General features: G+C 49.5%; 20 protein-coding genes and 1 pseudogene. 7 read left to right on the top strand and 14 right to left on the bottom strand.

Annotated elements, in window-relative coordinates:
- Positions 1 to 206 precede the first annotated feature (206 nt).
- Positions 207 to 7,052, bottom strand: coding sequence for a hybrid non-ribosomal peptide synthetase/type I polyketide synthase (locus B156_RS0126040; protein ID WP_018622747.1), 6,846 nt, complete (start codon positions 7,050 to 7,052; stop codon positions 207 to 209).
- 71 nt (positions 7,053 to 7,123) lie between these two features.
- Positions 7,124 to 7,669, bottom strand: a complete 546-nt coding sequence (locus B156_RS0126035) for a GNAT family N-acetyltransferase (RefSeq protein WP_018622746.1) — start codon at positions 7,667 to 7,669, stop codon at positions 7,124 to 7,126.
- An 812-nt stretch (positions 7,670 to 8,481) separates the two neighbouring features.
- Here B156_RS0126035 and B156_RS31145 point away from each other — a divergent pair.
- The 3 genes from B156_RS31145 (at position 8,482) to B156_RS32505 (ending at position 10,517) form a co-directional block, all read left to right on the top strand.
- Positions 8,482 to 8,841, top strand: coding sequence for a four-helix bundle copper-binding protein (locus tag B156_RS31145; RefSeq protein WP_084757895.1), 360 nt, complete (start codon positions 8,482 to 8,484; stop codon positions 8,839 to 8,841).
- Between the two features lie 616 nt (positions 8,842 to 9,457).
- Positions 9,458 to 10,375 carry a response regulator gene (locus B156_RS29960; protein WP_018622743.1) on the top strand — a complete coding sequence of 306 codons (918 nt, stop codon included), beginning with the start codon at positions 9,458 to 9,460 and terminating at the stop codon, positions 10,373 to 10,375.
- Positions 10,320 to 10,517: a helix-turn-helix domain-containing protein gene (locus tag B156_RS32505; protein WP_342664455.1), complete on the top strand. Its 198-nt coding sequence runs from the start codon at positions 10,320 to 10,322 to the stop codon at positions 10,515 to 10,517. The genes B156_RS29960 and B156_RS32505 overlap by 56 nt, the downstream gene beginning before the upstream one ends.
- A gap of 959 nt (positions 10,518 to 11,476) precedes the next feature.
- On the opposite strand, the gene B156_RS0126010 is transcribed toward B156_RS32505, so the two are convergent.
- Positions 11,477 to 11,695 carry a hypothetical protein gene (locus B156_RS0126010; protein ID WP_157627191.1) on the bottom strand — a complete coding sequence of 73 codons (219 nt, stop codon included), beginning with the start codon at positions 11,693 to 11,695 and terminating at the stop codon, positions 11,477 to 11,479.
- Between the two features lie 264 nt (positions 11,696 to 11,959).
- Between B156_RS0126010 and B156_RS0126005 the strand changes: the two genes are divergently transcribed.
- Both B156_RS0126005 and B156_RS0126000 read left to right on the top strand, forming a co-directional pair.
- Entirely contained in the window at positions 11,960 to 14,470 is a 2,511-nt protein-coding gene (locus B156_RS0126005; protein WP_018622739.1) for a TonB-dependent receptor, read from the top strand.
- A 76-nt stretch (positions 14,471 to 14,546) separates the two neighbouring features.
- The gene (locus B156_RS0126000; protein ID WP_018622738.1) at positions 14,547 to 15,437 is read left to right on the top strand and encodes a DUF4249 domain-containing protein; all 891 of its coding nucleotides are present in this window, start codon (positions 14,547 to 14,549) and stop codon (positions 15,435 to 15,437) included.
- Between the two features lie 305 nt (positions 15,438 to 15,742).
- On the opposite strand, the gene B156_RS29955 is transcribed toward B156_RS0126000, so the two are convergent.
- Positions 15,743 to 16,069: a class I SAM-dependent methyltransferase gene (locus tag B156_RS29955; RefSeq protein WP_018622737.1), complete on the bottom strand. Its 327-nt coding sequence runs from the start codon at positions 16,067 to 16,069 to the stop codon at positions 15,743 to 15,745.
- Positions 16,070 to 16,149: 80 nt separating this feature from the next.
- Here B156_RS29955 and B156_RS29950 point away from each other — a divergent pair, with 80 nt between their 5' ends.
- Positions 16,150 to 16,497: a hypothetical protein gene (locus B156_RS29950; protein ID WP_040586389.1), complete on the top strand. Its 348-nt coding sequence runs from the start codon at positions 16,150 to 16,152 to the stop codon at positions 16,495 to 16,497.
- Between the two features lie 364 nt (positions 16,498 to 16,861).
- Here B156_RS29950 and B156_RS0125985 read toward each other — a convergent pair whose 3' ends face one another.
- The 10 genes and pseudogenes from B156_RS0125985 to B156_RS0125945 all read right to left on the bottom strand — a co-directional run bounded on the left by B156_RS0125985 (position 16,862) and on the right by B156_RS0125945 (position 23,175).
- The gene (locus B156_RS0125985; RefSeq protein ID WP_018622735.1) at positions 16,862 to 17,509 is read right to left on the bottom strand and encodes a sterol desaturase family protein; all 648 of its coding nucleotides are present in this window, start codon (positions 17,507 to 17,509) and stop codon (positions 16,862 to 16,864) included.
- A gap of 87 nt (positions 17,510 to 17,596) precedes the next feature.
- Positions 17,597 to 17,863, bottom strand: a pseudogene (locus B156_RS0125980) (NAD(P)/FAD-dependent oxidoreductase); the annotation flags it as partial.
- 139 nt (positions 17,864 to 18,002) lie between these two features.
- Entirely contained in the window at positions 18,003 to 19,034 is a 1,032-nt protein-coding gene (locus B156_RS0125975) for an aldo/keto reductase (protein ID WP_026261075.1), read from the bottom strand.
- Between the two features lie 37 nt (positions 19,035 to 19,071).
- Positions 19,072 to 19,260 carry an LLM class flavin-dependent oxidoreductase gene (locus tag B156_RS31135; RefSeq protein ID WP_084757889.1) on the bottom strand — a complete coding sequence of 63 codons (189 nt, stop codon included), beginning with the start codon at positions 19,258 to 19,260 and terminating at the stop codon, positions 19,072 to 19,074.
- A gap of 60 nt (positions 19,261 to 19,320) precedes the next feature.
- The gene (locus tag B156_RS0125970) at positions 19,321 to 20,307 is read right to left on the bottom strand and encodes an aldo/keto reductase (RefSeq protein ID WP_026261074.1); all 987 of its coding nucleotides are present in this window, start codon (positions 20,305 to 20,307) and stop codon (positions 19,321 to 19,323) included.
- Positions 20,308 to 20,335: 28 nt separating this feature from the next.
- Complete coding sequence (locus B156_RS0125965; RefSeq protein WP_018622729.1) at positions 20,336 to 21,112, bottom strand: SDR family NAD(P)-dependent oxidoreductase; 777 nt, start codon at positions 21,110 to 21,112, stop codon at positions 20,336 to 20,338.
- A gap of 4 nt (positions 21,113 to 21,116) precedes the next feature.
- Entirely contained in the window at positions 21,117 to 21,617 is a 501-nt protein-coding gene (locus B156_RS0125960; RefSeq protein ID WP_018622727.1) for a glutathione peroxidase, read from the bottom strand.
- Positions 21,617 to 21,934, bottom strand: coding sequence for a hypothetical protein (locus tag B156_RS0125955; protein WP_018622726.1), 318 nt, complete (start codon positions 21,932 to 21,934; stop codon positions 21,617 to 21,619). Before B156_RS0125955 ends, B156_RS0125960 begins: the two co-directional genes overlap by 1 nt.
- A complete protein-coding gene (locus tag B156_RS32450; protein ID WP_281167539.1) occupies positions 21,927 to 22,160 on the bottom strand; it encodes an OsmC family protein in 234 nt (77 codons plus the stop codon). Before B156_RS32450 ends, B156_RS0125955 begins: the two co-directional genes overlap by 8 nt.
- 142 nt (positions 22,161 to 22,302) lie before the next feature.
- Positions 22,303 to 23,175 carry a PfkB family carbohydrate kinase gene (locus tag B156_RS0125945; protein WP_026261072.1) on the bottom strand — a complete coding sequence of 291 codons (873 nt, stop codon included), beginning with the start codon at positions 23,173 to 23,175 and terminating at the stop codon, positions 22,303 to 22,305.
- A gap of 208 nt (positions 23,176 to 23,383) precedes the next feature.
- Between B156_RS0125945 and B156_RS30605 the strand changes: the two genes are divergently transcribed.
- Positions 23,384 to 23,869 carry a MarR family winged helix-turn-helix transcriptional regulator gene (locus B156_RS30605; protein ID WP_018622719.1) on the top strand — a complete coding sequence of 162 codons (486 nt, stop codon included), beginning with the start codon at positions 23,384 to 23,386 and terminating at the stop codon, positions 23,867 to 23,869.
- Positions 23,870 to 23,920 lie beyond the last annotated feature (51 nt).

Raw genomic sequence — 23,920 nt, 5'->3', positions numbered from 1 at the left:
TTCCAACTAAGAATCGTTACAGGATTAAGGGGAGTCTTTACAAAATTTATAGAAACACAACCATTCCAGTTAAAAACGTCCCGCTTAACCGGTACAACGCTGTGCGACCGTTTACTTTTTCGGGGTGGTGTACATCTTATATCTCTTTCCTGCTGTATAGCTTTCCTGGGAAAGCCGGGGGTGTCTTTTCAGGAAAGATATTCTTTTCACCTTATTTCAAGTTGCTGGTATTTTCCGGGCTGGTCCGGGTCTGTTACATACCAGCCAGGATTACCCTGTCGATCCCGGCCCAATCTGGCTCCCGGCATCGGTGGGTTATCAGCATGGTTATAGACGGTTGTCAACTCAGCGATCAGTGGTTCCCTCGGTCGTAGAAGTTGAGACTCGACCAATTCCTGGAAACTATTAACGAACGCACCAACAATCTGCTGAATGTCGTCGTCGGTATGAGCTTCGGTCATAAAGCAGGGAAAACCGTCCCAAATGTGAATACCTTTCTCCCGCATCAGCGTGTACAGAAGTTCGCCGTAGGGGATGTCTTCGGTAAACTTTAGCTTCCAAAGTGACCCAAAATGAACCATCACGATGGGTAGTTGCTGGTTGACCAGGGCAATATTTACCGTGTCGGCAAATTGTTTAGTTTTAGCATTCAAACGCTCCTGAAGGGCAGGGCCTTGCTCCCGCAGATACTGAAGCGACGCGTTGGCGGCTGCCAGAGCTAACGGGTGACGGACAAACGTACCGGCAAAAAACGTGATGTCGGCCTGGGGATACGAGTCATCCCCGTATTGCCAGTGTCCTCCGTCCAGGGTATCCATGAACGCGGATTTTCCCGCTACTACCCCAATCGGCAGGCCGCCCCCGATTACTTTGCCATATGTTGCCAAATCAGCCCTGACACCGAACAGAGCCTGCGCCCCCCCCGGATGCATCCGAAAGCCCGTTATCACTTCGTCGAAGATTAAAGCCGTCCCCGAATCCTCGGTAATAGTCCGTACCTGCTTTAGAAAATCGATGGGCTGAAATTCGGGTCGGCGACTTTGTACGGGTTCGACCAGCACAGCAGCCAGTTCATTAGCTCTGTCCCGGATGATTTGCAGGCTTTCGTCGGTGCCATACTCCAGAATCAATACGTTCTGCACCGCTTCGGATGGAATGCCCAGGGCGGCCGGGTACGATTGGTGATTACTGCTGCCCCGGCTGATTACTTCATCGAAAATGCCGTGATAGGAGCCAGCAAAGGTAACCACCAGCGACCGTCCTGTTACGGTCCGGGTCATGCGCAGCGCACCCAACACAGCCTCCGACCCGGTATTGCACAAAGCGGCCCGGTCGAAGCCTGTGAATTCGCAAACCATCCGGGCTACCGCACCGGCGAGTCTATGCTGCGGCCCTAGTTCATACCCCTGTTCAATTTGATCGTGAAGAACCGTTTTGAGCAAGTCAGGCTGGTAGCCAAACAAGGTTGAACCAAACCCGTTCAGCACATCAATGTATTCGTTATCGTCAATATCCCATAACCGGCTTCCCTTCGAGCGTTCTACCACAATTGGGTAGACTAATTCCTTCGTCATCGGCTTGAACCCCGTTACGGCGCGGGGATCAGCCATCCATCGCCGGTTCTCCTGCGCGTAGGCTTTGCTGGAGGCTGTCTTATCGGTATAGCGTTGGGTGAATTTTACCAAAAAAGCTTGCTGCACATCGCTGAGGGATGTGGCCTGGCGTTCAATACGAGCACCAGCCCCGAAAGTCTGCCGGACCGGGGGCATCCCGGCTACAGGAGGTACTACTTTTTCGGGTATCGGGGCAACCGGTTGATCCGGGTCGATAGTTCGCTCCATTGGTTGCAGGGCCGGGGCCGGGCTATCCCGCCCGACGGGTTGCTGGCGGACGGGCGATGGTGCCTGGCCCCGCAAAATAGCCAGTTGTTCAGCCATGATGTGTAGTTGTTGCTCGAACAGGTCCGCGACCGGGTCTGGGTTGCTACTCCTGCTAGCGAACGGTTCCGGTAGCGGTCTGGGGTCGTCAGACGCATTACGCTGGGGAGCGATGGGTAACAGCGCGGGGGGCAGGGGTGGATTGGTCGGGGCCTGGGGTTGGAAGGCATCGGCGGGTAACTCCCGGTCTATGAAATCAACCAGGGCTTCGATGGAGTTGTAGGTACTGTTCAACTGCCGGAATGAAATCGGGAGGTCAAACTTCTTCCGAACGGTATAGGAAAACTGAGTTAGCGCCAGGGAATCAAGCCCCAGTTCAATGAAACTCAGCGGCAGTGATTTCTCATCCACAAGGATACCCGATGTTTCGTTCAGCAGTTGCCGAACCAGGTTTATCAACTCATTTCTACGCATAATCGGCATGATAACGGGTGTTTCTACTGAAAGCGAATAGTCGGCTAATGGTGGAGCAACAGATGCCGGAAGTTCAGCTTGCTGCCGGGGCGGGTCTACCCAGCAACGAGTCCGGTCGAAGGCGTAGGTGGGCAAGGCAACTTTTCGGTGGGGTTGGCCCGCCTGAAAACCGGCCCAGTTTACGGTAACGCCTTTGACCCACAGTTGCCCTAACGCATTAAGGATGGATTCGTGCTCGCTTCGGGTACCTTTAGCCATATCTAAGCTCGTTACCACATCAATCGGTCGTGGTATGGCCTGCTGGCGGGCCAGCGTTGAGGTAACGCTACCCGGCCCCGCTTCGAGCAGGATGGCATTTTCTAAAGTAAACAAAGTTTCCAGCGCATCGGCAAACCGAACGGTAGCCCGCATATGGGTAGCCCAGTAGCCGGGATTTGTCGCGTCGGCATCGGTCAGCCAGGTGCCGCTTACCGTTGATACAATGGGTTTTTGGGGTCGCTGCAACGTAATGGCCCGCATTACCGTTTCAAATTCGCCCACAATAGGGTCCAGCATGGCCGAGTGGAACGCGTGGCTGGTTTCGAGGAGCCGGTTGGCAGTACCTTCCTCCGTCAACTGCCGGGCAAACGCGGCAATTGCGTCATCGGGTCCGGCCACCACGCACAGGTGACGGCTGTTGATAGCCGCCAGCGATAACGTGGGGGGGAGCATGGCCGAAACCGCGTCGGCATCGAGCCGTACCGATAGCATACTTCCTCCTGCCAGGTCGCCGATTAGTCGGCCCCGGGTTGCGATGATGGCCAGCACGTCGGGTAAAGTAAAGACTCCGGCCAGATGGGCCGCCACAAACTCGCCAATGCTATGGCCGCAATAAACCATTGGCTCGATGCCCCAGCTTTGCCAGAGCCGGACCAGGGCATATTCAGTCACAAACAGAGCGGGCTGCGTATAACGCGTATTTTTCAACCGCTGGGGTGCGTCCTCATCGACGGTATCGGCGTAGAGAACCTGCCGGATGTCGAGGTTAAGATGGGCCATCAGTCCGTCAGCACAGGCATCAACGGCTTGCCGGTACACCAGTTCGTTCTCATACAGTTCCCGGCCCATATTGACGTACTGTGCTCCCTGACCCGGAAACAAAACGACTAACGGGCCGGGTGCTTGTGATGCTGTACTATCTTCGGGAGGGGAATGAGTCGTTTGTGGCGTGGCTGGAGCCAGTAACGCCCGCGTGAGTTCTGCCTCACTACCCGCCAGAATAAACCGACGGTGGGCAAAAGCGGGCTGGCGGATCTGAAGCGTATAGGCAACATCGGCCAGGGCCTGATCGGGATGCTGGCTAAGATGCCCGGCCAGATGAACTGCGTAGGTAGTCAGGCTTTGTTTGGATTTCGCCGACCAAACCGCTACGTGAACCGGCTGCCGGGTGGCTGACAGGCTTACCGTCTCAACTGTTTCGGCGGGAATGTACTCTTCCAGCACGACGTGAACATTCGTGCCTCCAACGCCAAACGAACTGACACCCGCTCGGCGCGGCCCGTTGTAGGCTTCTCCGTTCGGCCCCGGCACCGTCGCGACCCAATCGCGGTGGGTGTCGTTTACATAAAAGGGGCTGTCGGTAAAGGCAATTTCTGGGTTGGGTGTGCTGAACCCAAGCGACGCAGGCAGTTGCCGGTAGTGCAGGGCCAGCGTCGTTTTAATCAGCCCCGCCACACCGGCTGCCGCTGTGAGATGCCCCAGGTTACTTTTGATAGAACCCAGGGCGCAAAACTGTTTTTGGGATACACCGCCGAACGCCATCGTCAGCCCCTCCACTTCGATGGGGTCGCCCAGCGGGGTGGCCGTACCGTGGGCTTCCACGTAGCTTATGGTTGACGGGTCGATTCGGGCATCGGCCAGAGCCATCCGAATAGCCCTGGCCTGTCCTTCGGTGTTGGGAGCCGTAAAGCTACCCTTGCCGCCCCCATCGTTATTAACGCCTGCCCCTTTGATGACTGCGTAAATGGTGTCGCCGTCGCGTTCGGCGGCTGACCGGGCCTTTAGCAACACAACACCCGCGCCATCACTGAACACCGTCCCGGTAGCGTTGGCATCGAATGGCCGACAGTGGCCGTCCCGACTCAACATGGCCCCTTCTTCGTACAAATGACCACTGTAAATGGGAGCCGTGACGCTGGCTCCACCCGCCAATGCCAACGCACAATGGCCCAGCCGAATGCTATCCACCGCCTGCGCAATGGCCAGCAATGAGGTGGAGCAAGCCGAATAAACACTAACGGCTGGCCCACCCAGATTAAGCTGGTAGGCGGTTCGGGAAGCAATAAAATCCTTTTCGTTGACCGTCATGGCCTGAAAACTACCTACCTGCCGAACGACTTCGTGGTTGGGCAGTACGTTGTTGAGGTAGTAGGTGTTGTTTCCGCAACCGGCCCATACGCCTATGCTTCCCCCGTACTGCTGCGGCAGGTAGCCCGCCTGTTCGAGGGCTTCCCAGGCAATCTCCAGAAAAACGCGCTGTTGCGGGTCCATGACCTCAGCCAGTTTGGGGCTTATGCCAAAAAAGCCCGCATCAAACTGGCTGGCCCCAGCCAGAATTCCCCTGGCTCGCACGTACTGCGCGTCTCCGGTTAACTCTCCGGGCAACGAAGAGTCTAATTCGTCGGGCGTGAAAAATTGAATCGTTTCCTGTCCGGTTCGCAAGACCTCCCACAAGGCTTCTATGGTGCTGGCTCCCGGAAAGTGGCCGGCCATGCTAATTATCGCTACGTCGTCGGTTTCAGGTCGTACCGCGTTTGTCTGGCCGGGAAGGAATGAACCCTGTGTTCGCCCGTCAACGTAACCGGCCAGGGATTGTACCGTAGGAAACTGATAGAGCTTGGTAATGGGTATTTCGTACCCGTGGGTTTGCTTCAGGGCTGCTACGGTGCGGGCCGCCAGCAGTGAGTTACCGCCTGACTCAAAAAAATTATCGGTAACACCCATCCGGCTGAGTACCAGCACGGCCCGCCAAACGGCCAGTAATTTTTCTTCGGTGGAATTTCCCGGTGCCAGAAACGGGCTTGCCGGTGGACTTGACGATTCAGGGTCAGGTAAAGCCCCCCGGTCAGCCTTACCGTTAGTAGTTAACGGAACCTGATCAATGGAAACCCATACCGCAGGTACCATGTAGTCGGGCAGGCGGCTTTTTAGAAAATTGATGAGGGCCGATTTGTCGAACAGACCGTCCATGACAACATACCCCACCAGCCGAACGTCGGCATCACCGTAGGTTTTGGCGACAACAACTACCTGTTTTACGCCGGGGTGTTGCTGAAGAGTTTGCTCAATTTCGCCCAGTTCAATGCGAAAGCCCCGAATCTTGACCTGCGCATCGATACGGCCCAGATACTCCAGTTCACCAGTCGGCAATAACCGCACCAGGTCACCACTACGGTAAAGCCGCTGGATTACCCCGCGTAGCCCGGCTGCATCATTGCCGGTGCGGTTCTCGCTGGTCTGGTCAACAAATGGGTTTAGAATAAAGCGTTGCGCGGTCAACTCCGGCTGGTTTAGATACCCCCTCGCCAAACCCGCCCCACCCACATACAGCTCACCCGTTTCGCCAACGGCCACCGGTTGTTGCTGATCGTCCAGTACGTGGGTAGTTAGGGTCGGCAGGGAATGACCAATCAGGCTACTCGATTGGGTAAGGTGTTCTTCCCGGAGAGTCAGGCAAGTTACGTGTACGGTGGTTTCGGTAATGCCGTACATATTAATCAGTTGGCAGGCAGGAAACGCCCGTTGCCAGGGGCGAAGTTTACCCGGAAGCAGGGCTTCACCCCCAAAAATGACATAGCGAACCGATAAAGGAACGGACTGCGCCACAATATGCTCCTGTAGGACGTAAAACGCGGAGGGTGTCTGGTTGAGTACCGTGACGCGGTGGGTAGCCAGCAACTCACCGTACAGTTGCGCATCTTTAGCGACGTGCTTAGGCACAACGATCAGCTTCCCCCCAAATAGCAACGCGCCGTACATCTCCCAGACTGAGAAATCGAAACAGAACGAGTGAAACATAGTCCAGACATCCTGCTCACCGAAATCAAACGGCAATGCGTTCATCTTCATCAGACTCACCACATTGGTATGTTCAATCATTACCCCCTTTGGCCTACCCGTCGAGCCTGAGGTATAGATAACGTAGGCTAACTGATGGGATGCCGGTGGTCCTGATACCGCTTCAATTGATTCATCGCGAATGACCGGCGCATCCCGATCAAGGCACACAAGCGTTCGCCTGGCCGATTGTCCGGGGGCACCTACCGGGGTTGTCGGTTCAAGTTTGGTGCGGGCAATAGCATCGGTAATGACGACCGTTGCGTTCAAATCAGCGAGGATATAATCAACCCGGTCAGCGGGATAATCCGGGTCGATGGGGACGTAGGCTCCGCCCGCTTTAAGAATCCCCAGCAGCCCAACAATCATGGCTACCGAACGCTCTAAGCAAATGGGGACGAAGGTCTCTTTCCCAACTCCCTGTTTACGAAGATAATGCGCTAATTGGTTCGAATGACGATCCAGTTCTGTATACGTTAGCTGGCTATCATCGCACACGACGGCCACCCGATTGGGCGTTCGGCGGGCCTGTTCTGCAAACAGGTCAACCAATGTCTTATCGGTCGGATAAATGGATTCGTTTAAGTTCGGTAGCGTTTTCGTCATAGTATGTGTGGTGAATTAGGTGCGCTGGCCGCACAGTTGGTACGCGCATGGCAGTAAAATAGATTGCTCTGTCAGATAAAATCATTGCTGTCGGCGAGCCAGTCGCTCGACAGATAGGCGTAGAGGACCGTATCCATTAACACATTATTTTTGATGATACTACTGCGGAGCAGCCCCTCCCGACGGAATCCGGCTTTTTCAAGCACGTTGATCGAGGCTGCATTATGAGCCATAGGCTGCGCGTACAGCCGGGCAAGCTTAAATTGCGTAAACCCATAGTCAATCATCGCCTTCAGGGCTGCCGATACGATGCCACGTCCCCAGTAATCCTGCCCAATCCAGTACCACAGTTCTGCCGAACACCGGTCAATGTCCTCGCCAATTCGTAGTCCAATATTGCCTACGGCCTCTCCGCCTACGTCAATAGCAAAATTGGTTTCCAGTTCAGGGTCAACGACGTATTGTATCCACCGCTGGGCATCGGTTAGCGTATATGGATTCGGGAAGCTGTCCCGTAGGTTAAGCCAGATGGTTTTATTGTTGGCGTGCCGGGGTAACTGGTCTTCATCGCCATATTGCCACGAGCGTACGGTACAGAGGCCACAGTTAATGTTCATGCGTTAGGGTTACAAGGAAGTTTCTCGTTTTATAACAACTTCTCATTGGAGTTACTATTTTGACGTTAGAAATGGGGGTTGTCACCAGTAATCCGTATCAAGATTTCGCTGAATCTGTGTAAAATCTTTGGATTTGGGGCTTTTTTCTCTGCATTGCTTCTGTTCTAAAAGTCCATTGGATTACGTAAGTGCAAAGTGGCACGCGCCTGGCAAGGTGGGTTCTTCAACATAACAAATGGGATGGAGCCACACGTGTGCGTTGGTCACAACGCTTTACAATTCAGCATTTGGCTGGTTTGCTGCTGAGTCTGCTCTTCGATAGGAAGTTCATCCGTGTTGAGGGTAGCGGACGACGTTTATGAGGGGAAAAGGTCAAAATCGGCACAGTTGAATCAACAGAAAGTATGGCCGTGCAACAGTTCTGTTTTGTATTTCAGAGAGGGATGTCACTATCGCACAGGGCGGAACCTGGCGAATGTAGTCAGCAAACAACACCCGCCAGGCATCACTTTGCTGGAATAGAAAAGGGACTACCTCAGCTCTGGTTGCATTCTACCTATATCCACATGGAGAGCCAGTAAATGGTTCCGCAGCGATACCAGGGCTAGCCATCAGCAAATCAAACAGGTATAAAGCCGGGGTTTTATAACCACAACAGCAGTGCCTTAACTGGACAAAGCACTTATAAAATTTGGCAAGGGCCTTACAAAATTTGTAGAAATAGAGCGATTAAGGCTTATCCTTGCCACGCCCTTAAACCAATCTGTCCCTTCGAAGTTCTGTAAGCGATAAACCAACTTTTTTCTTTTCGTATGGCAACTACCTTAACCCCCCAGAAATATCAGGATTGTATTGAAGCCTGCCAAGATTGCGCCGTGAGCTGCGATGCCTGCGCCGAAGCCTGCCTGAGTGAGCAGGATGTACAGATGATGGTCACCTGCATCCGGCTCGACCGAGACTGCGCTAAAATCTGTTACACCGCCATATCGTTTATGGCCAGTAACAGCCCACACGCGGCCGACGTCTGTCAGCTCTGTGCCCATCTTTGTGAAACATGCGCGGCTGAGTGCGAAAAACACGATCATGAGCATTGCAAAGCCTGTGCTGAAGCCTGCCGCCGGTGTGCTGATGCCTGCCGTAAAATGGCTACGGGTGCTCATGCAATGGACTGACTGGAATTGCTCCGGTACTTGTAAACACCTTCACAGCAGTACCAGGGTAACGGTATTATTGGGGAGGTCCTTATACTGAAATAATAGCCATCACTACCTGCCCTTTGGATTTCCATACACAAGCTGCTTTGGGTACCCGTATTGTTACGCTGGATATCTGACTTTCGGGCCGTGATTAAACTTAACTTGGGCATCTGCCCGTCAATGGCCATCTGAAAGGCTCATCGGCGATGGCCATTGACGGGCAGATGCCCAAAAATAGTCTCATTAACCTACTGGTCAATGCCAGCCAGTATTCGACCGAAGAAAAAGAAAGCGATCTAAAAACAACCATTCGGGACGGCACCCTTATTATAGCGGTTAAAAACGAGAGCATTGGCATACGTGATACGGATATAGGCCTTCTGCTTATCAGTTTTTCATGCCCGCAACGCCGTGCATATATAAGTAATACGTGCATATATAAGTAATATAAGAAACAGGATTCGGTCTTTACATCATTAAGCGGTATGTGGACCTGCCAAGGAGGCACAATTGCCTTTTCCAGTCAGGTAAACACCGGAACCATCTTTACCATTGAACTCCCCTTAACACCCTTACCGCTGCACCCGCCCGTATGAAAACGATTTTAGTCATCGAAGACAACGCGCAGATGCGGGGCAATATCGCGGAAATTCTTGAACTCGCCCCCTATAAGGTGGTGCAGGCGGCCGACGGTAAACAGGGCGTAGCGATAGCCCGCCAAACGCGTCCCGACCTTATTTTGTGCGACATCATGATGCCCGAACTCGATGGATACGGGGTGCTCCATATTCTGGGAAATGATCCCGAACTGGCAGATACCCCTTTTCTATTCCTGTCAGCCAAAGCAGAAGCGGCAGATTTTCGCTTTGGCATGAATTTAGGGGCAGACGATTACCTGACCAAACCCTTCGATGAGTTGGAACTGCTCATGGCCATCGAAGGTAGACTGAAGCGTTTCCAGGCCATAACCCCTGCCGTACAACCCCCAACGACCAATCATCCCCTGCAACCCGATGAACTGAATCAGTTTCTGGACAACGCCCGCCAGGTCGGCAACCTGCAAAGCCTGTCGGCTGACCGGAAGGTTCATGTGATGCGCAAAAAGCAGTTTGTGTATTCGGAAGGAGACGAACCCACGCGGCTGTATTTTATTAAATCCGGCACCGTTAAAACCGTACGGACCAATGCCGATGGGAAAGAACTGATCACGGGTCTGTATAACCCCGGCGACTTTCTAGGCTACCTGCCCCTACTCGAACATACGGATTACACCGACTCGGCGGTGACGCTGACTGATGCCGAACTGGTCTACATTCCCAAGGACGATTTTTTGCAACTGCTGCTGGCCAACCCGCTGGTGAGCGGTCAGTTTATCAAGCTACTGGCGGGCCGGGTGAGCGAACGGGAAACACAGTTACTGAGCATGGCCTACAACTCCCTTCGGCGCCGGGTGGCTGATACGCCTGCACGAACAACAGCCCGACGGGGCCATTCAGCTCTCCCGCGATGACCTGGCCGCCATGACCGGCACCGCTACCGAATCGCTGATCCGCACCCTGAGCGAGTTCAGGCAGGACGGGCTTATCACAACGACGGCGTTGGGCGGTATTCAGGTCGTGCAGCCGGACAAGCTGCGCCGGGCCAACTGGTAATGTCTTAGCCTGAAATCGAATGATTGGAATCGGACGTTTAATTGAAAGATAGACGGGCAGGAGGGAGGTGGCCGAAACAGGCCTTTTTGCGTCCAATTAACCCGTTCAGTTTAATCGTTCAACATTTAGACCTATTACGGTCTTTTTCTGAACGGTTTTGCAGTTAATCTTTTCTCAGTCACACATCTTGATACATCAAAGCCGCTCAAAATCTTTGAGACCAAACAGTCAGAAGAGCAATAACTACGACCTATAGTATTGCAAGTGTAAAAAATCGGCCCTAAAAAGTTTAATTTTTAATTAGCACTTGTTTAAAAATAAGATCAACGTATTTTTTATCAAACCGATATAATATTATTTTATCAGTTTGTTAATCTTGAATTGTAAATTTGTTTATACTTTGTCTTCACTTCGCTACACTACAATTATAAGTCTGCTTATAAGATAGCAATCGACTTAAAATAAAGAAGATATGCTGTACGTCGTCAAATGAAAGTGGACAAAAGGGCTGGGCAGGCGATCCTGTGAAAACGGGATGAGGTGGTACGCCACTGCGGCAATCTAGTAATCGCACCGCTTCGGCGGTCCGTCGGCGACCCGGTTGTTTCCCCTAAATCACCTTAATTCTGTCCAATTCAGCCAGAAAACCCCCTCCTATCCGTTCTAAAACGGCCCAATTAAATCCAGCTGCCTCCGAGCGAGATGCCCCGATCTTAATAACGGTCCCGCCCCGCTAAGCGGCTAGCGCTGGGGCTCTAAGCCAGATCGGGACTTTTTAACAAAACTTAGATGTTATGGAGTCTCAACGTCTACAACTTCTCCTAAAAGAGGTTCAGACTTGCATTGACGATTTTAAGAAAGAGCTGGCTGGATCAGGTGATTATTATCAGGAGACACTTAAGCTGATTACTGTCCCCAAGCGCCTTGATGGCTGGGGGTTTCTTGGCCTCCCAAGTCGGTCAATTTAAGGGCAGAACTTGAAACGCCAATCTTGTTTTTATCCCCTTTCCGACTCTTGGTGCTGGCAACTTAGGGCTTGGGCGTTTTGACAAGCGTTTGAGGTCACTTTGCACGCATTTTGGCAACTGATGGTGTTCGCTAATTTGCTGCACGTACTGGTCAAACAATAGATTAAAGGCTTCAGGGGTGATAGGTTCTTTGACTGTAACTTTTTTCACCGTTGCAAAGGGTTTAGTAACCATTAAGTTACAAAATAAGTCAAGTTCCTGAATATAAAAAATTAAGTTTTCCCCGCACAGTTAGGGACGGTCCCGCGGCGGCGTACCGTGCCGGTGCGGCATCTTCTTCGGTAAGCTGGCTGTATTTAGCTAACATTCAAATCATGCTACAGCGGATTCAGCCTTAAAACAAAACATAATTCCAAAACACGCTCTTAAAACGGCTAGGCAATTACATCGAATTTTAAAAGCAAATAGAAATATATGAAAAATAAGAACGTGTTGGGGAATTCAGTTTACGGCCACCGCTTGAGTTTCGACTCCATCGGCAACCCATTGAAACGCAACCGACTACGTTGGGCCTTTAGCCTGTTCTTTCTTTTATCCATTACCCCACTCGTACGGGCGCAGACTGGCCAAAATGCCATGAGTCGTCCTGCCAACTCTGCCAACAACACGGTTAGCGGTTACGTAATAGACGCAGCCAACGGAGAAAAACTAATTGGTGTAACAGTTTACGTAAAAGAAAAGGGTACGGGGGCCGTCACCAACAGCTATGGTTTTTATGCCGTTCCGGTCACCGCCGGCACCTATACCCTCGTGATCTCCTATGTTGGGTATGAAATGCAAACAAAGAAGGTTGAACTGGCGGCCGGGAACAGGCGGCTCGATATTGAACTCCGGGAGGAAGGAAAGCAACTACAGGAAGTTGTGGTTTCGACTAAGCGCGAAGACGACAATGTGAAAAACATTGAAATGAGTGTTAACCGCATCGACGTCAAAACGCTCCGTCGGATTCCGGCCCTGCTCGGCGAAATCGATGTGGTACGTAGTATTCAACTGCTGCCGGGCGTGTCGACGGTGGGGGAGGGGGCCACGGGTTTTAACGTCCGGGGTGGCAGCATTGACCAGAACCTGGTCCTGTTGGACGAAGCCCCGGTTTATAATTCATCGCACCTGTTCGGGTTTTTCTCAGTTTTTAACCCCGATGCCGTGAAAGATGTCAAACTGATCAAGGGCGGTATTCCGGCCAACTACGGTGGCCGAATTGCGTCGATCCTAGACGTTCGACTGAAAGAGGGTAACGCCAAAAAGCCGGAATTAAATGGTGGAATTGGCCTGATATTCAGCCGGCTGTCATACGAACGGCCCCTGTTCAGCGGTAAAGGGTCATTCATTATTGCGGGGCGCCGGTCTTACGCCGATGTGCTGGTCCAGCCGTTCCTGAATGATGATCTGAAAGGCTCTAAATTTTATTTTTACGACCTGACGGCCAAAGCCAACTACCGGATCAACGATAAGAACACCGTGTTTCTGTCGGGCTACTTTGGTCGGGATGTGTTCGGCGCCGACTTTGGTTTCAACTGGGGCAACACCATCGCGTCGGCCCGCTGGAACCACGTATTCAGCGACCGGCTGTTTCTGAACACGACGGCCTACTACAGCAATTACGACTATTCGCTCGACTCCGACCTGAAGCGTAAGGAAAAGCAGGACTACTTTCGGACCAATTCCCGGATTGTGGATTACAGCTTCAAACCTGACTTTACGCTGTTTCTGGGCAAAAGTACCATTACGTTTGGCGGGCAGAGCATCCTGCACGACTTCCAGCCCGGCACAGCCACCGCTGCCAGCGCAGGAACGGTCAGTACGTTCGGACTCGAAAGTAAATATGGCCTCGAAAATGCCCTGTACGTGGGCAATGAGCAGCAAATTACCCCCAAACTGCAGCTACAGTACGGGCTGCGCTATTCGTTGTTCAACTACATCGGGCCGGGCGAAGCCTATACTTTTGGCGAGAACGTATCAGGCAATCGGTCACGGCTTCCTGTAGCAATCACCAGTTACAAACGGGGTGACAATATTAAAACCTACGGTAACTGGGAACCACGGTTGGCCGCTAAATATGAGCTGGGTAATAATAGTTCATTAAAACTTAGCTACAACCGCCTGGCGCAGTACATCCACCTGATCTCTAACTCCACCGCGTCAACACCATTAGACGTATGGACACCATCGACCAACAACATCAAACCGCAGATTGGTGATCAGGTAGCGGGCGGATTTTTCAAAAATTTTGGAGCTATGAATGGTGTGGGCAGCGAGTTTGAAACGTCGGTGGAGGTGTATTATAAGTGGCTTCAAAACCAGATTGACTACGTGGACGGCGCCAACCTGATTCTGAATAAATTCCTCGAAGGTGACCTGCTGAGTGGCAAGGGGCGAGCCTACGGAGCCGAATTCTATGTAAAGCGGAACAGGGGCGTTTTAAACGGCTGGGTCAGTTATACACTGGCTAAAACGGAACGCCAGGTAGCGGGTATTAATGGGGGCAACTGGTATCCGACCCGCTTTGACAAACGACACACGCTAACGACGGTGCTGTTGCTGGATCCGCCAACCCGTGGCGACGGAATAGCCAGCCGGTGGAATTTTTCGGGCACGTTTACGTTGGCATCGGGTACGCCCGGCACATTTCCCACCAACCGGTTCGAGTATGAGGGCATCGTTGGTCCGGTTGTTAACGGACGTAATAACTACCGCATCCCACCCTATCACCGGCTCGATCTGGCCGCTACGCTGCAGGGCCGCCGGCGACCCGGCAAACGAAAAGAAGACAACTGGGTGTTCTCGGTCTACAACGTGTACGCCCGTAAAAACCCGTTTTCAGTGTTTTTTCAGTCTGACTCCGACAATCCCCGGTTAACACAGGCCATTCGGTACTCTGTTTTTGCTACGGTCATTCCATCGATAACCTATAATTTCAAGTTCTAATCCGACTGGATCGGTACCTGACTGAAGCCTGTTAGATGTGTAACAGGCCAACCAGCAGGTTAGCCCAGACAAGCTTATGAAATTAAACATTTTTTTCGCTCTTTGGCTCTTCTCCACTTTTGCTCTGTTTGGCTGCGAAACCGTGATTGATGCCAAACATGACACGGGGCCATCCCAGTTAACGGTTGATGCTACCATCACCGATCAGCCCGGTCTGCAATCCATCCGGCTGACCCAAACAGCCGCTTATTTCGATAACAGCCCATCGCCGGCAGTTACTGGAGCCACTGTGAGCGTGTCGGACGGGGCGGGCCGGACCTTTGCCTTCACCGACCCAGATAATGACGGCTATTACGTATGGCAGACGGAGGAAGGCGACACCCTGGGGCGGATTGGGCAAACCTACGGCTTAAGCATTACTTACCAGGGCAACACCTACCGGGCCAGTTCGACCATGAACCGGGTCCCTCCCGTCGATTCAATTATTTTCAGAAAGCAAAAGCTTAATCCCCTGTCCAGCATCGAAGGCTACCAGGCCGAGTTCTACGCCCGCGACTTGCCCGGTGCCACTGATTATTACCGGATCCGGTATTTTCGGAATGGCGTACTGCAGAACAGGGCGCGCGATATTATTACCCTGAAGGACGCGTCGTTTTCAGGAAGTGCCAACACCGATGGGTTCATGTTTATTCAACCCTTCCGGCAGTCAATCAACCCCGATAGTTTGTACGCACACAATGATTCAGTCAACGTAGAGATTCGGTCAATTACGCCGGAGGCCTATGCCTTCTGGCAGCAATTTGCGCAGCAGATCAGCAATGGCGGTCTGTTTGCCACGCCCCCCGCCAACGTACCCACGAACGTTGTGAACACGAACTCCGGCGGTCCTGCCGCAATGGGTTTCTTCACAGCATCGGCCGTACGGAGCCGCTCTATGCGGGTCGTAGGGGAGAACATACGCGAGTAATCAGGCAGAGTTCGTTAAGCAATGTCTGCAAAGCCGAACCATTACCCGTACCTAATGTAACGTGAATTATGGATAAAGGCTGACCTACCCCATTAAACATGCTTCTGAGTTAATGTTCATTTGCTGGGTCCTAAACGCAAGGGCTTACATAGGCAACCGATAGGATGAGGATTCCAAGGTAAGCCTGGCTGCACTGCACCCGGTTTTTCAGGCTGTTGGCCTTAACGGCGTAAAGGGTAGGGATAAGCGTCCGATTGCGGCCGGTAGTGGCTCAACTCTGAATGGCACCCCATTATCTATCGTCTTCACTGGGCTTTCAACCTGACTAGCCAAACAGGATGATTCCCGCACGTTACATCGTTGATGCGATGGCTTATTACCTCGAAACCGTTGGGTTCCAATAAGGAGTGGTATTCCTCGGAATTTAAACTGGCGTGATATACCTGATGACCCTCCGTCTGGTCATAAACCTCTTCCTGCTCAAAACCAGACGTAAAAAGCAGGCGTCCACCCGCTACCATATAAGCGGTAAAGACCGAAAACATAGACCGCTGGTCGTTACCCGAGAGGTGAAAGAAACTGTCCCAAGCGATGATAGCGCCAAATTTTCGATCCAGGTTTAACTCCCTCATATCGGTTTGAATCCATGGCACAAACCTAAAGGCATACGCTTACACCCTCACGCTAATGAAGTTGTCAAGGTGTTACCACCTTGCTGCCTATCCCTCACCGAAGTGATTTCAGGCAAACGAATCGCACCGAAACGGCAAAACTACCCCTATCCATCGTAGTGAGGCCGTCAAGGCCTTTCTCCGAGAGCGGCCTGGTCGAATTCACCTGGAGCGTTTACCCGCTTATAGTCCCCATCGGACAGCCGACGCTGCTGAACCCAGTCGAATTGGTGTGGAGCTACCTGAAAGGTCGTTTAAAGAACAAAGCCTTTATGAATCTGGAAGAGTTGACCGCAGTGCTATTGGAAGAAGTTAAGGGGGTAGAAGCTAATCCTAAGTTAGTGAAGGCTTTCTTCACTAAAAAGGAGATAGCTTTTATCACGGACTAATTCACAGATCAATAATAACGATTATATCCAACGACAAGGCCGAACGATCTGACTGATCCTGCTTCGTGGATAAAATCGGGTCAGCCGGTGTTTGGTCCTAGTGCCACCGACGGGACGTAGGGCATAATAGTTTTTTTACCACAGCGGACGGCAATGAGAACTGGATTCTATACCATGCTAATGAGAAGGCAGGGCAGGGTTGTAGTGACAACCGATCACCCCGTATGCAGCGCTTTACCTGGAAGACCGACGGCTCACCCGACTTTGGCAAACCCGCGCCCCTAACTGTGCTGCTTAAACGCCCAAGTGGGGTGTAGTAAAGGCTGGGCGGGCGGCCATTTCAGCATTCGCCCGGCCACCTATATTACTTTTGGAACGACTTGAATACGTAGTCCCAGAATGGCGATGATACGCCGTAGTTACTCTCTGGATTTTTGTAATGGTGAACGCTATGATTAATCCACAACGTCTTGAAGAAATTTTTCGGTGGAGGGTAGGCGTGAACAATAAAATGCACGGCTAAGTAGCCCGAATAGCCAACCAGGAAACCAGGAAAAAAAGCATAAGCCGATTCGCCCATCAGGAGAAAAAACAAACCAAAAAATACACCCGCTACCAAAATTGCCAGCGCCGGAGGCATGGCCAGCCGGGTTTTATCCTTTGGATACTCATGATGAATGCCGTGGAAGGTGTATTGAATTTTAGCGCGCTTGGGCGTTGTGGGTGCCAGGTGGTACAGATACCGGTGCAGGACGTACTCAAACAGCGAAAACACCAACAGACCCACTAGAAACAGCGTGGCAATGGTGCCCGTACTCATATCCGTGTATGTAAACGCATACCAGCCCAAAAACACGGACAAAACCACCCACATCGAAATCGGCACCATTATGTGCGTACGGGAGAGGGCTTCCAGGATAGGATTTTCAAATAGTTTTTTAGTGCCGCTATTTTTTGGCCGGGTCTTACCGTGACCAGCCATTGTGTGAATTTTTTCGGTGGTCGGTTCCATAGAGGATATACGTTGATACAAAGATAATTGACGCAATATTACGACGAAAAGCAGAATCTGGGTCCACCATATAGTAAATAGGGTTGACTATGTTTTAGTCACTTCCAACTGGTCGGGAAGTTTCTCCTGCATAGCCGCAAAATTGCTCTGTGGTACCTTCTGGCGTATAATCAGCCGAAGCGAATTATTGTAAGTCAGGTAGTTGAACATCCAGTTTATAAAAATAGACAGCCGATTTTTAACGCCTACAATCGACATTAAGTGAACGAACAACCAGGTTAACCACGCGAAAAATCCGTGAAATTTAAAAAAAGGCAAATCGACAACCGCCAGTCCCCGTCCAATCGTCGCCATGTAAAAAGGTGTCACCGTCTTTGTATTCAACAGCTCTTGAAACTACTTTTGCAGAAACTTGAATACTTGTAAAGAGTATTACGGCACAAAAGATTACTATTTTTTTCATTTCTTATTATTTAGTGGTTGTTTGAGTTGTTTAAAAAAAGAAATCCCCGTTGGTTCTGTCTGCTGCAGTGAATTGGAGCATCCAGTGCGGATAGATGGGGGTAAGTTTGGTCAATTCATCCAAATGGGCTACTTCTTCGGTTGTCATTTCCCAGGTAGTAGCTTTAATGTTGTCTTCAATCTGATGTGGTTTGGTGGCTCCTATTAAAACTGAGGAAACGATAGGCTTTCTCAACAAATAATTTAAAGCGGCTTGTGCAATTGTTGCATTATTTTTATTAGCAATTTGCTCCAAAGCATCTACTATGGCATACCCTTTTTCCGGGTCTATCTGAATAAAATTTTGTTCTTCGTTAGTTCTTCTGGTACCTTCTGGCATAGGGTGGTCTTTACGGTACTTACCGGTTAAGAATCCACCACCAAGCGGCGACCATGGCGTAAGTCCCAAGCCCTGATCCTGGCAAAGTGGTATCAATTCATATTCTATATCTCTTGAAATAAGAGAATAGATAGCTTGCAGGGAAACGAATTTTTCAAAATGATTTTCTTTTGAAATTGCCAATGCCTTCATCAACTGCCATCCGGTAAAATTGCTTGCCCCGAGGTAGCGGACTTTTCCCTGACGCACCAAATCGGTTAAAGCACTCAGGGTTTCTTCTAACGGTGTAATAGGGTCAAAACTGTGTACGATGTAGTGATCGATGTAGTCCGTACCCAATCGGCGTAAACTATTGTCGCAACTTTCAATAATGTGCTTACGGGAAAGCCCCACATTATTAATTTCTTTACTCATTCTGCCACGTACTTTGGTGGCAATTACCGCTTCATTGCGTTTGTCTTTAAGGGCTTTTCCTAAGATTTCTTCCGATTGGCCATGTGAATAGACATCGGCAGAATCAAAATAATTGATGCCGGCATCCAAAGCAATGTCCACCAGTCGTTTGCTGTCCTTGTAATCTAAACTTCCAACAACACTCCAATAGCCGCTGCTGCCAAAGCTCATGGTGCCAAAACATAGTTCAGACACTAATAAACCTGATTTTCCTAATTGATTGTATTTCATGTTTTTTTGTTTAATTGTACGTTAATTGTGTTATGATCTAACAGATAGTTTCCTTTAAAATGGCTGAAATGAAACTTGAATTGTGATGTTCAGAAATCCAAAAACGGCTATACCCTAATTGTTCGGCAAGCTTTGCGGTGGCAATAGTTTCGCTTACTGCCTCCTTAGCATTTCCGCCCGGTCTGATGACCGATTGATCGAGTATGCTTAATTTTATTGTTCTCATTTTTTTTAATAATATTCTTAACCACAAGTTTTTATTTTTTGGCAAGAATTTTATTTATATTTATTTGCTCAATGCAGACATTTTCGGAGCAGCATATCGTTGGCCTGCTGCCACACCTTTGGGAGCAATTTCATCAATGGCTTTTAATTCTTCTTTGGTTAGCATAACCTCTAATGAACCAATATTTTCTTCAAGATACTTTCTGCGTTTAGTGCCTGGAATAGGAACAATGTCATTGCCTTGTGCCAACAACCAGGCCAGGGCAAGTTGAGCAGCAGTACAGCCCTTTTGTTGGGCTAATTCATCTATTTTTTTTACTAATAAAAGATTTTTTTCAAAATTTTCGCCTTGAAAACGAGGTGAAAACCGGCGGTAATCATCTTCTGCCAGATCATCAAAAACTTTGATTTGACCGGTTAAAAAACCTCTGCCTAAAGGACTATACGGAACAAAACCTATTCCCAATTCCCTGCAAACAGGCAATATTTCATCTTCCACATCACGGCTCCACAACGAATATTCTGTTTGTAAAGCCGTAATTGGATGAACAGAATGTGCTTTGCGAATAGTTGCCGGTGAGGCTTCTGAAAGTCCTAAGTAGCGAACCTTGCCTTCCTTAACCAATTCTGCCATTGCGCCTACCGTTTCTTCAATGGGCGTATTTGCATCCACACGATGCTGATAATACAAATCAATGCAATCTATGTCTAAGCGTTGAAGGCTGGCATCGCATGCTTTTTTTACATATTCAGGAGTGCCGTTTATGCTTAAGTAATTTCCCTTTTCATCACGCACATTTCCAAATTTTGTGGCTATGATAAATTTGTCTCTTTGTCCCTTAATAGCTTTGCCTACCAACGCTTCATTTTTACCTACCCCATACATATCGGCAGTGTCTAAAAAAATAAGCCCCATTTCAAGAGCTTGATGAATGGTTGCAACCGATTCTTCATCATCCCGGTGGCTGTAAAATTCAGACATGCCCATACAACCAAGTCCTATAGCAGACACTTCTAATCCTTGATTTCCTAATTTTCTTTTTTTCATAATGCTTTTTAAATGAATTTATTTTCCCTTACGTCAATTTGCTTTTCCATGCTTCAAAATCAATGGCTACAATTCGCTGCCCTGTTATTCCGTTGCTTTCATCGGACGAAAGAAATAAAATTGGTGCAGCCATCACATTGGGGTTTAATAACTGAAAATGTTGAATAATTTCGTCCCTAAACTCATCTGGTATCATGCCTGTTTCAGTAGCACCTCCGGGGAGCAACATATTAACGGCAATATTTTCTCCCTTTAAATCTTCTGCCATAATCAGAGACAACGATTCGGCACCTGCTCTTGATGGGCCATAAGGCACAAATCCTTTGCGGCGCATCGTTTCGTGGTTCATAGATATGTTGATGATTTTTCCTTTGCCGGCTTGCAAAAACAGGGGTACAAAAGCTTTGGCAACCAGAAAATACCCGGTGAGATTGGTGTCCATGAGGTTACGAAATCCTTCGGCAGTTACTTTATAAAACGGCTCTGGCTTTGTTAAAAACGAAGGATTCACCGTGCGCATACCAATACCTGCATTATTTACAAGCACATCTAACATTCCCCATTTATTTGTTACCCACTGTACGGCGTTTTCTATTTCGGTTTCGTTTCTCACATCCATCATCAGTCCGTATACTTCTGCATTAAGCGCTTTTACTTGTTCAACAGCGTTATGGATTTTTTCTTCCGAGCGCCCGGTAATTAGAACCGATGCACCTGCTCCAGCCACAGCTTTTGCCATGGCTAAACCAAGACCTGAAGTGGCTCCTGTAATAATAATTTTCTTTCCTTGAAGATTGTCTGACATTATTTTAAGTATTTATCACTTTCAAAATGTCTTTTTCAATGGCTTGCGGCTTAGTGTTTGGCGCATATCTTTCTACTACATTTCCATTTTTGTCAACCAAAAACTTGGTGAAGTTCCATTTGATTTTGCTTCCCCAAAAGCCGCCTTTCTTACTTTTTAAATAGGTGTAAACAGGATGTTCATTCTTACCGTTTACATCTACTTTTTCGGTAAGTTGAAAGCTTACCCCATGGTTTATTTTGCAGGCTTGTTCTACCGTTTCATTTGTCTCCGGCTCCTGGTTCATAAACTGTGACGAAGGGAAACCCAGCACTACCAAACCTTTGTCTTTATATTTTTGATGTAGTGCCTCCAGCCCTTCAAACTGCGGTGCCAGTCCGCATTTGGTTGCGGTGTTTACGATCAATACATTTTTCCCTTTGAAATCTTTCATTTCCAGGATTTCTCCATTGGGCTTTTTAGCCTGCAGGGTATATAATTCTGATTCCATAATGTTTTTTTTCATTACATTTTTGCTTTATCTAAAAAAACAATACTTAGCATGATGCTGATAGCCACAATCCCCAAAAAGAAAACAAGTACAGACATTTTGTTTTGAGAATTGATTTTGCTGTATCTATAAAGCAGATAACCAATAACGATGTTAAACAACCCCCACAATACGTTTACTATTGGCACCGAAAGCCCTTTGCCTGGCGGATCAGCAAATGGTGAGGGAAAGGGGTTTCCCGAAACACCATTTACAAAATGGGGTACTGCATTGGCAAGGAACATGCCAGCAAAAAAGGCTGTTACATAATGATACCATTTCATATTAATCATGATTAGTTGTTATTAATTCTACTTCAATGTTGTTTCGGGTTGCATTGGAGTACGGGCATACCTGATGTACTTTTTGGGTAAATGCTTTCGCCTGCTCAAGATCAATCCCGGGTATGTTTATATTCAGGGCTTTCTCATAAACCCGTTTGAGCCTCAAAAAGTCGATCAACTCCTGCACATGGTCGGAAAAATCATCGAGCTGAGCCGCCATGTTTTTGGGTTTCAACGAGTGTAATAAGCTTAAGGTCAGCTTCCTAAGAGTCGAAAGGGTCCGCTGCACTCAGAGCACGACACTGACACGTATGGATGCTCTAACAATAAATTTGGCTGAAGGGCGACCCCGCAGAAGCCGCTACTTTCCCAGTTTCTCAAACAACTTGTCCAAGCAGTTGGGTGACTAAGGCGTGAGAGCCGGAGAACGGGCCGAATGCACCAATTTTGACGGTGGCCATCGCAGCACCGAATTCGCCAGCCTCCTCTATACCAGCCCCCTGTACCCGTTTTAACAGATAGCCGGCCATGTAAGTATCGCCACACCCGGTGGCGTCCACTACCGTTTTGGGTTTGAAAGCCGGAATTCGGGAAAACTTGCCCTGATTAAAAATCAGTGATCCTTTGCTGCCCAGCGTCACCACTACTTCCGGCACGCCGAGGTCGGCCAGGTAGCGGGCACCCTCGTGGGCACTGGTACGGCCGGTAAGCACTTCCATTTCAAAATTATTTACTTTCAGGATACCGACTTTAGGCAACATATCCCGTTTGTGGGCCCAGTCGCGGTACACCACTTTCCGCTTGACCAAGTGCCTTAAGTACCCCTGAATGTCCAGTGAAACCAGGCCTCTTTTGGACAGGTCAGCCAACAGTGACACCGGTATATCGTCGGCCAGCAACGGACCCAGATGAAATATTCTTGCTTTGATATCAGGTATCAGAACAGTACTGAACGGATCTGCCTTTGCGAGTACATTCTGGTCCCGGTCGTCCTGGTCGTCACCATAAATATTTTCAAAATAGACGGTATGTCTGCTTGGCTGCGTATAAACCGTAATCCCTTCTGCCCGAAGATCGTCGACAATCCGGTGTTCCTGCGGAGCCACGGCTGTCAGCAATCCATACTTGATAGCGGAGTGAGCCAGTGCTTTGGAAAAGTAGAACGAGGTGCCACCGGGCATGTAGTTCACCGATTGTGGCGTGAGAACCCTGTCCAGGGAAATGTGGCCTATAGTACAGATATCGAGCATAATAACTGTTGATCAGCGAATTGAGTTGAAAATTTTCGCAGTCCAGGTATGACTCGGTTACGTCTGTGCTGACTGGCCCGTTCCAGGAGTCCCCCGACGTATTAACAGTAAATAAAAAAAAACGTGTCAATTTTTAGTAAAGTATTTAACTAATTCTGTTGGCCTGGTGTTAATTTGTCACGTAACAGCCAGGAGATACCCTAACTCAATGAACACTGCCGATTCAACCGGAGTACAAAAAGAGTTTGCCCACATTATCATTCAGGTCAATACTGCCTTCCGGCAATATGTTCAGCAAAAATTGAAGCAAGACAAAGTCGATCTGACGTTTGAAATGCTTCAAATCATGGCCTACCTATGGGAGAACGACGGGGCGAATCAACAGGAAATCGCCGATGCCAACCTGAAGGATAAAGCGAGTATAACCTATTTGATCGATAATTTGACCCAGCGCAAACTGGTGTATCGACAGGGAGACATTTGTGATCGCCGTAATAAACTCATCTTTTTGACCGATCAGGGTCGGCACCTGCAAATGGCACTTCTTCCCTGGTTGAAAGAGATGTATGCTACTGCCAATACGGACATACCAGCCTGCGAGTTTTCGAAGGCAATGCAAACGCTACGCAAAGTGATTTCTAACTTAAAGTGCCACACTATGATGGAGAAATGCCCGAAGCCACTGGAAACCTGAGCGTCTTCTCTTATTTAGGCATATAGTTAAAGCATTAACTGTAAAGATTTT

Source organism: Spirosoma luteum DSM 19990 (assembly GCF_000374065.1).
Taxonomy (GTDB): domain Bacteria; phylum Bacteroidota; class Bacteroidia; order Cytophagales; family Spirosomataceae; genus Spirosoma; species Spirosoma luteum.
The sequence above is the reverse complement of the archived record's forward strand: the minus strand, read 5'-3'. Positions and strand labels throughout refer to the sequence as shown.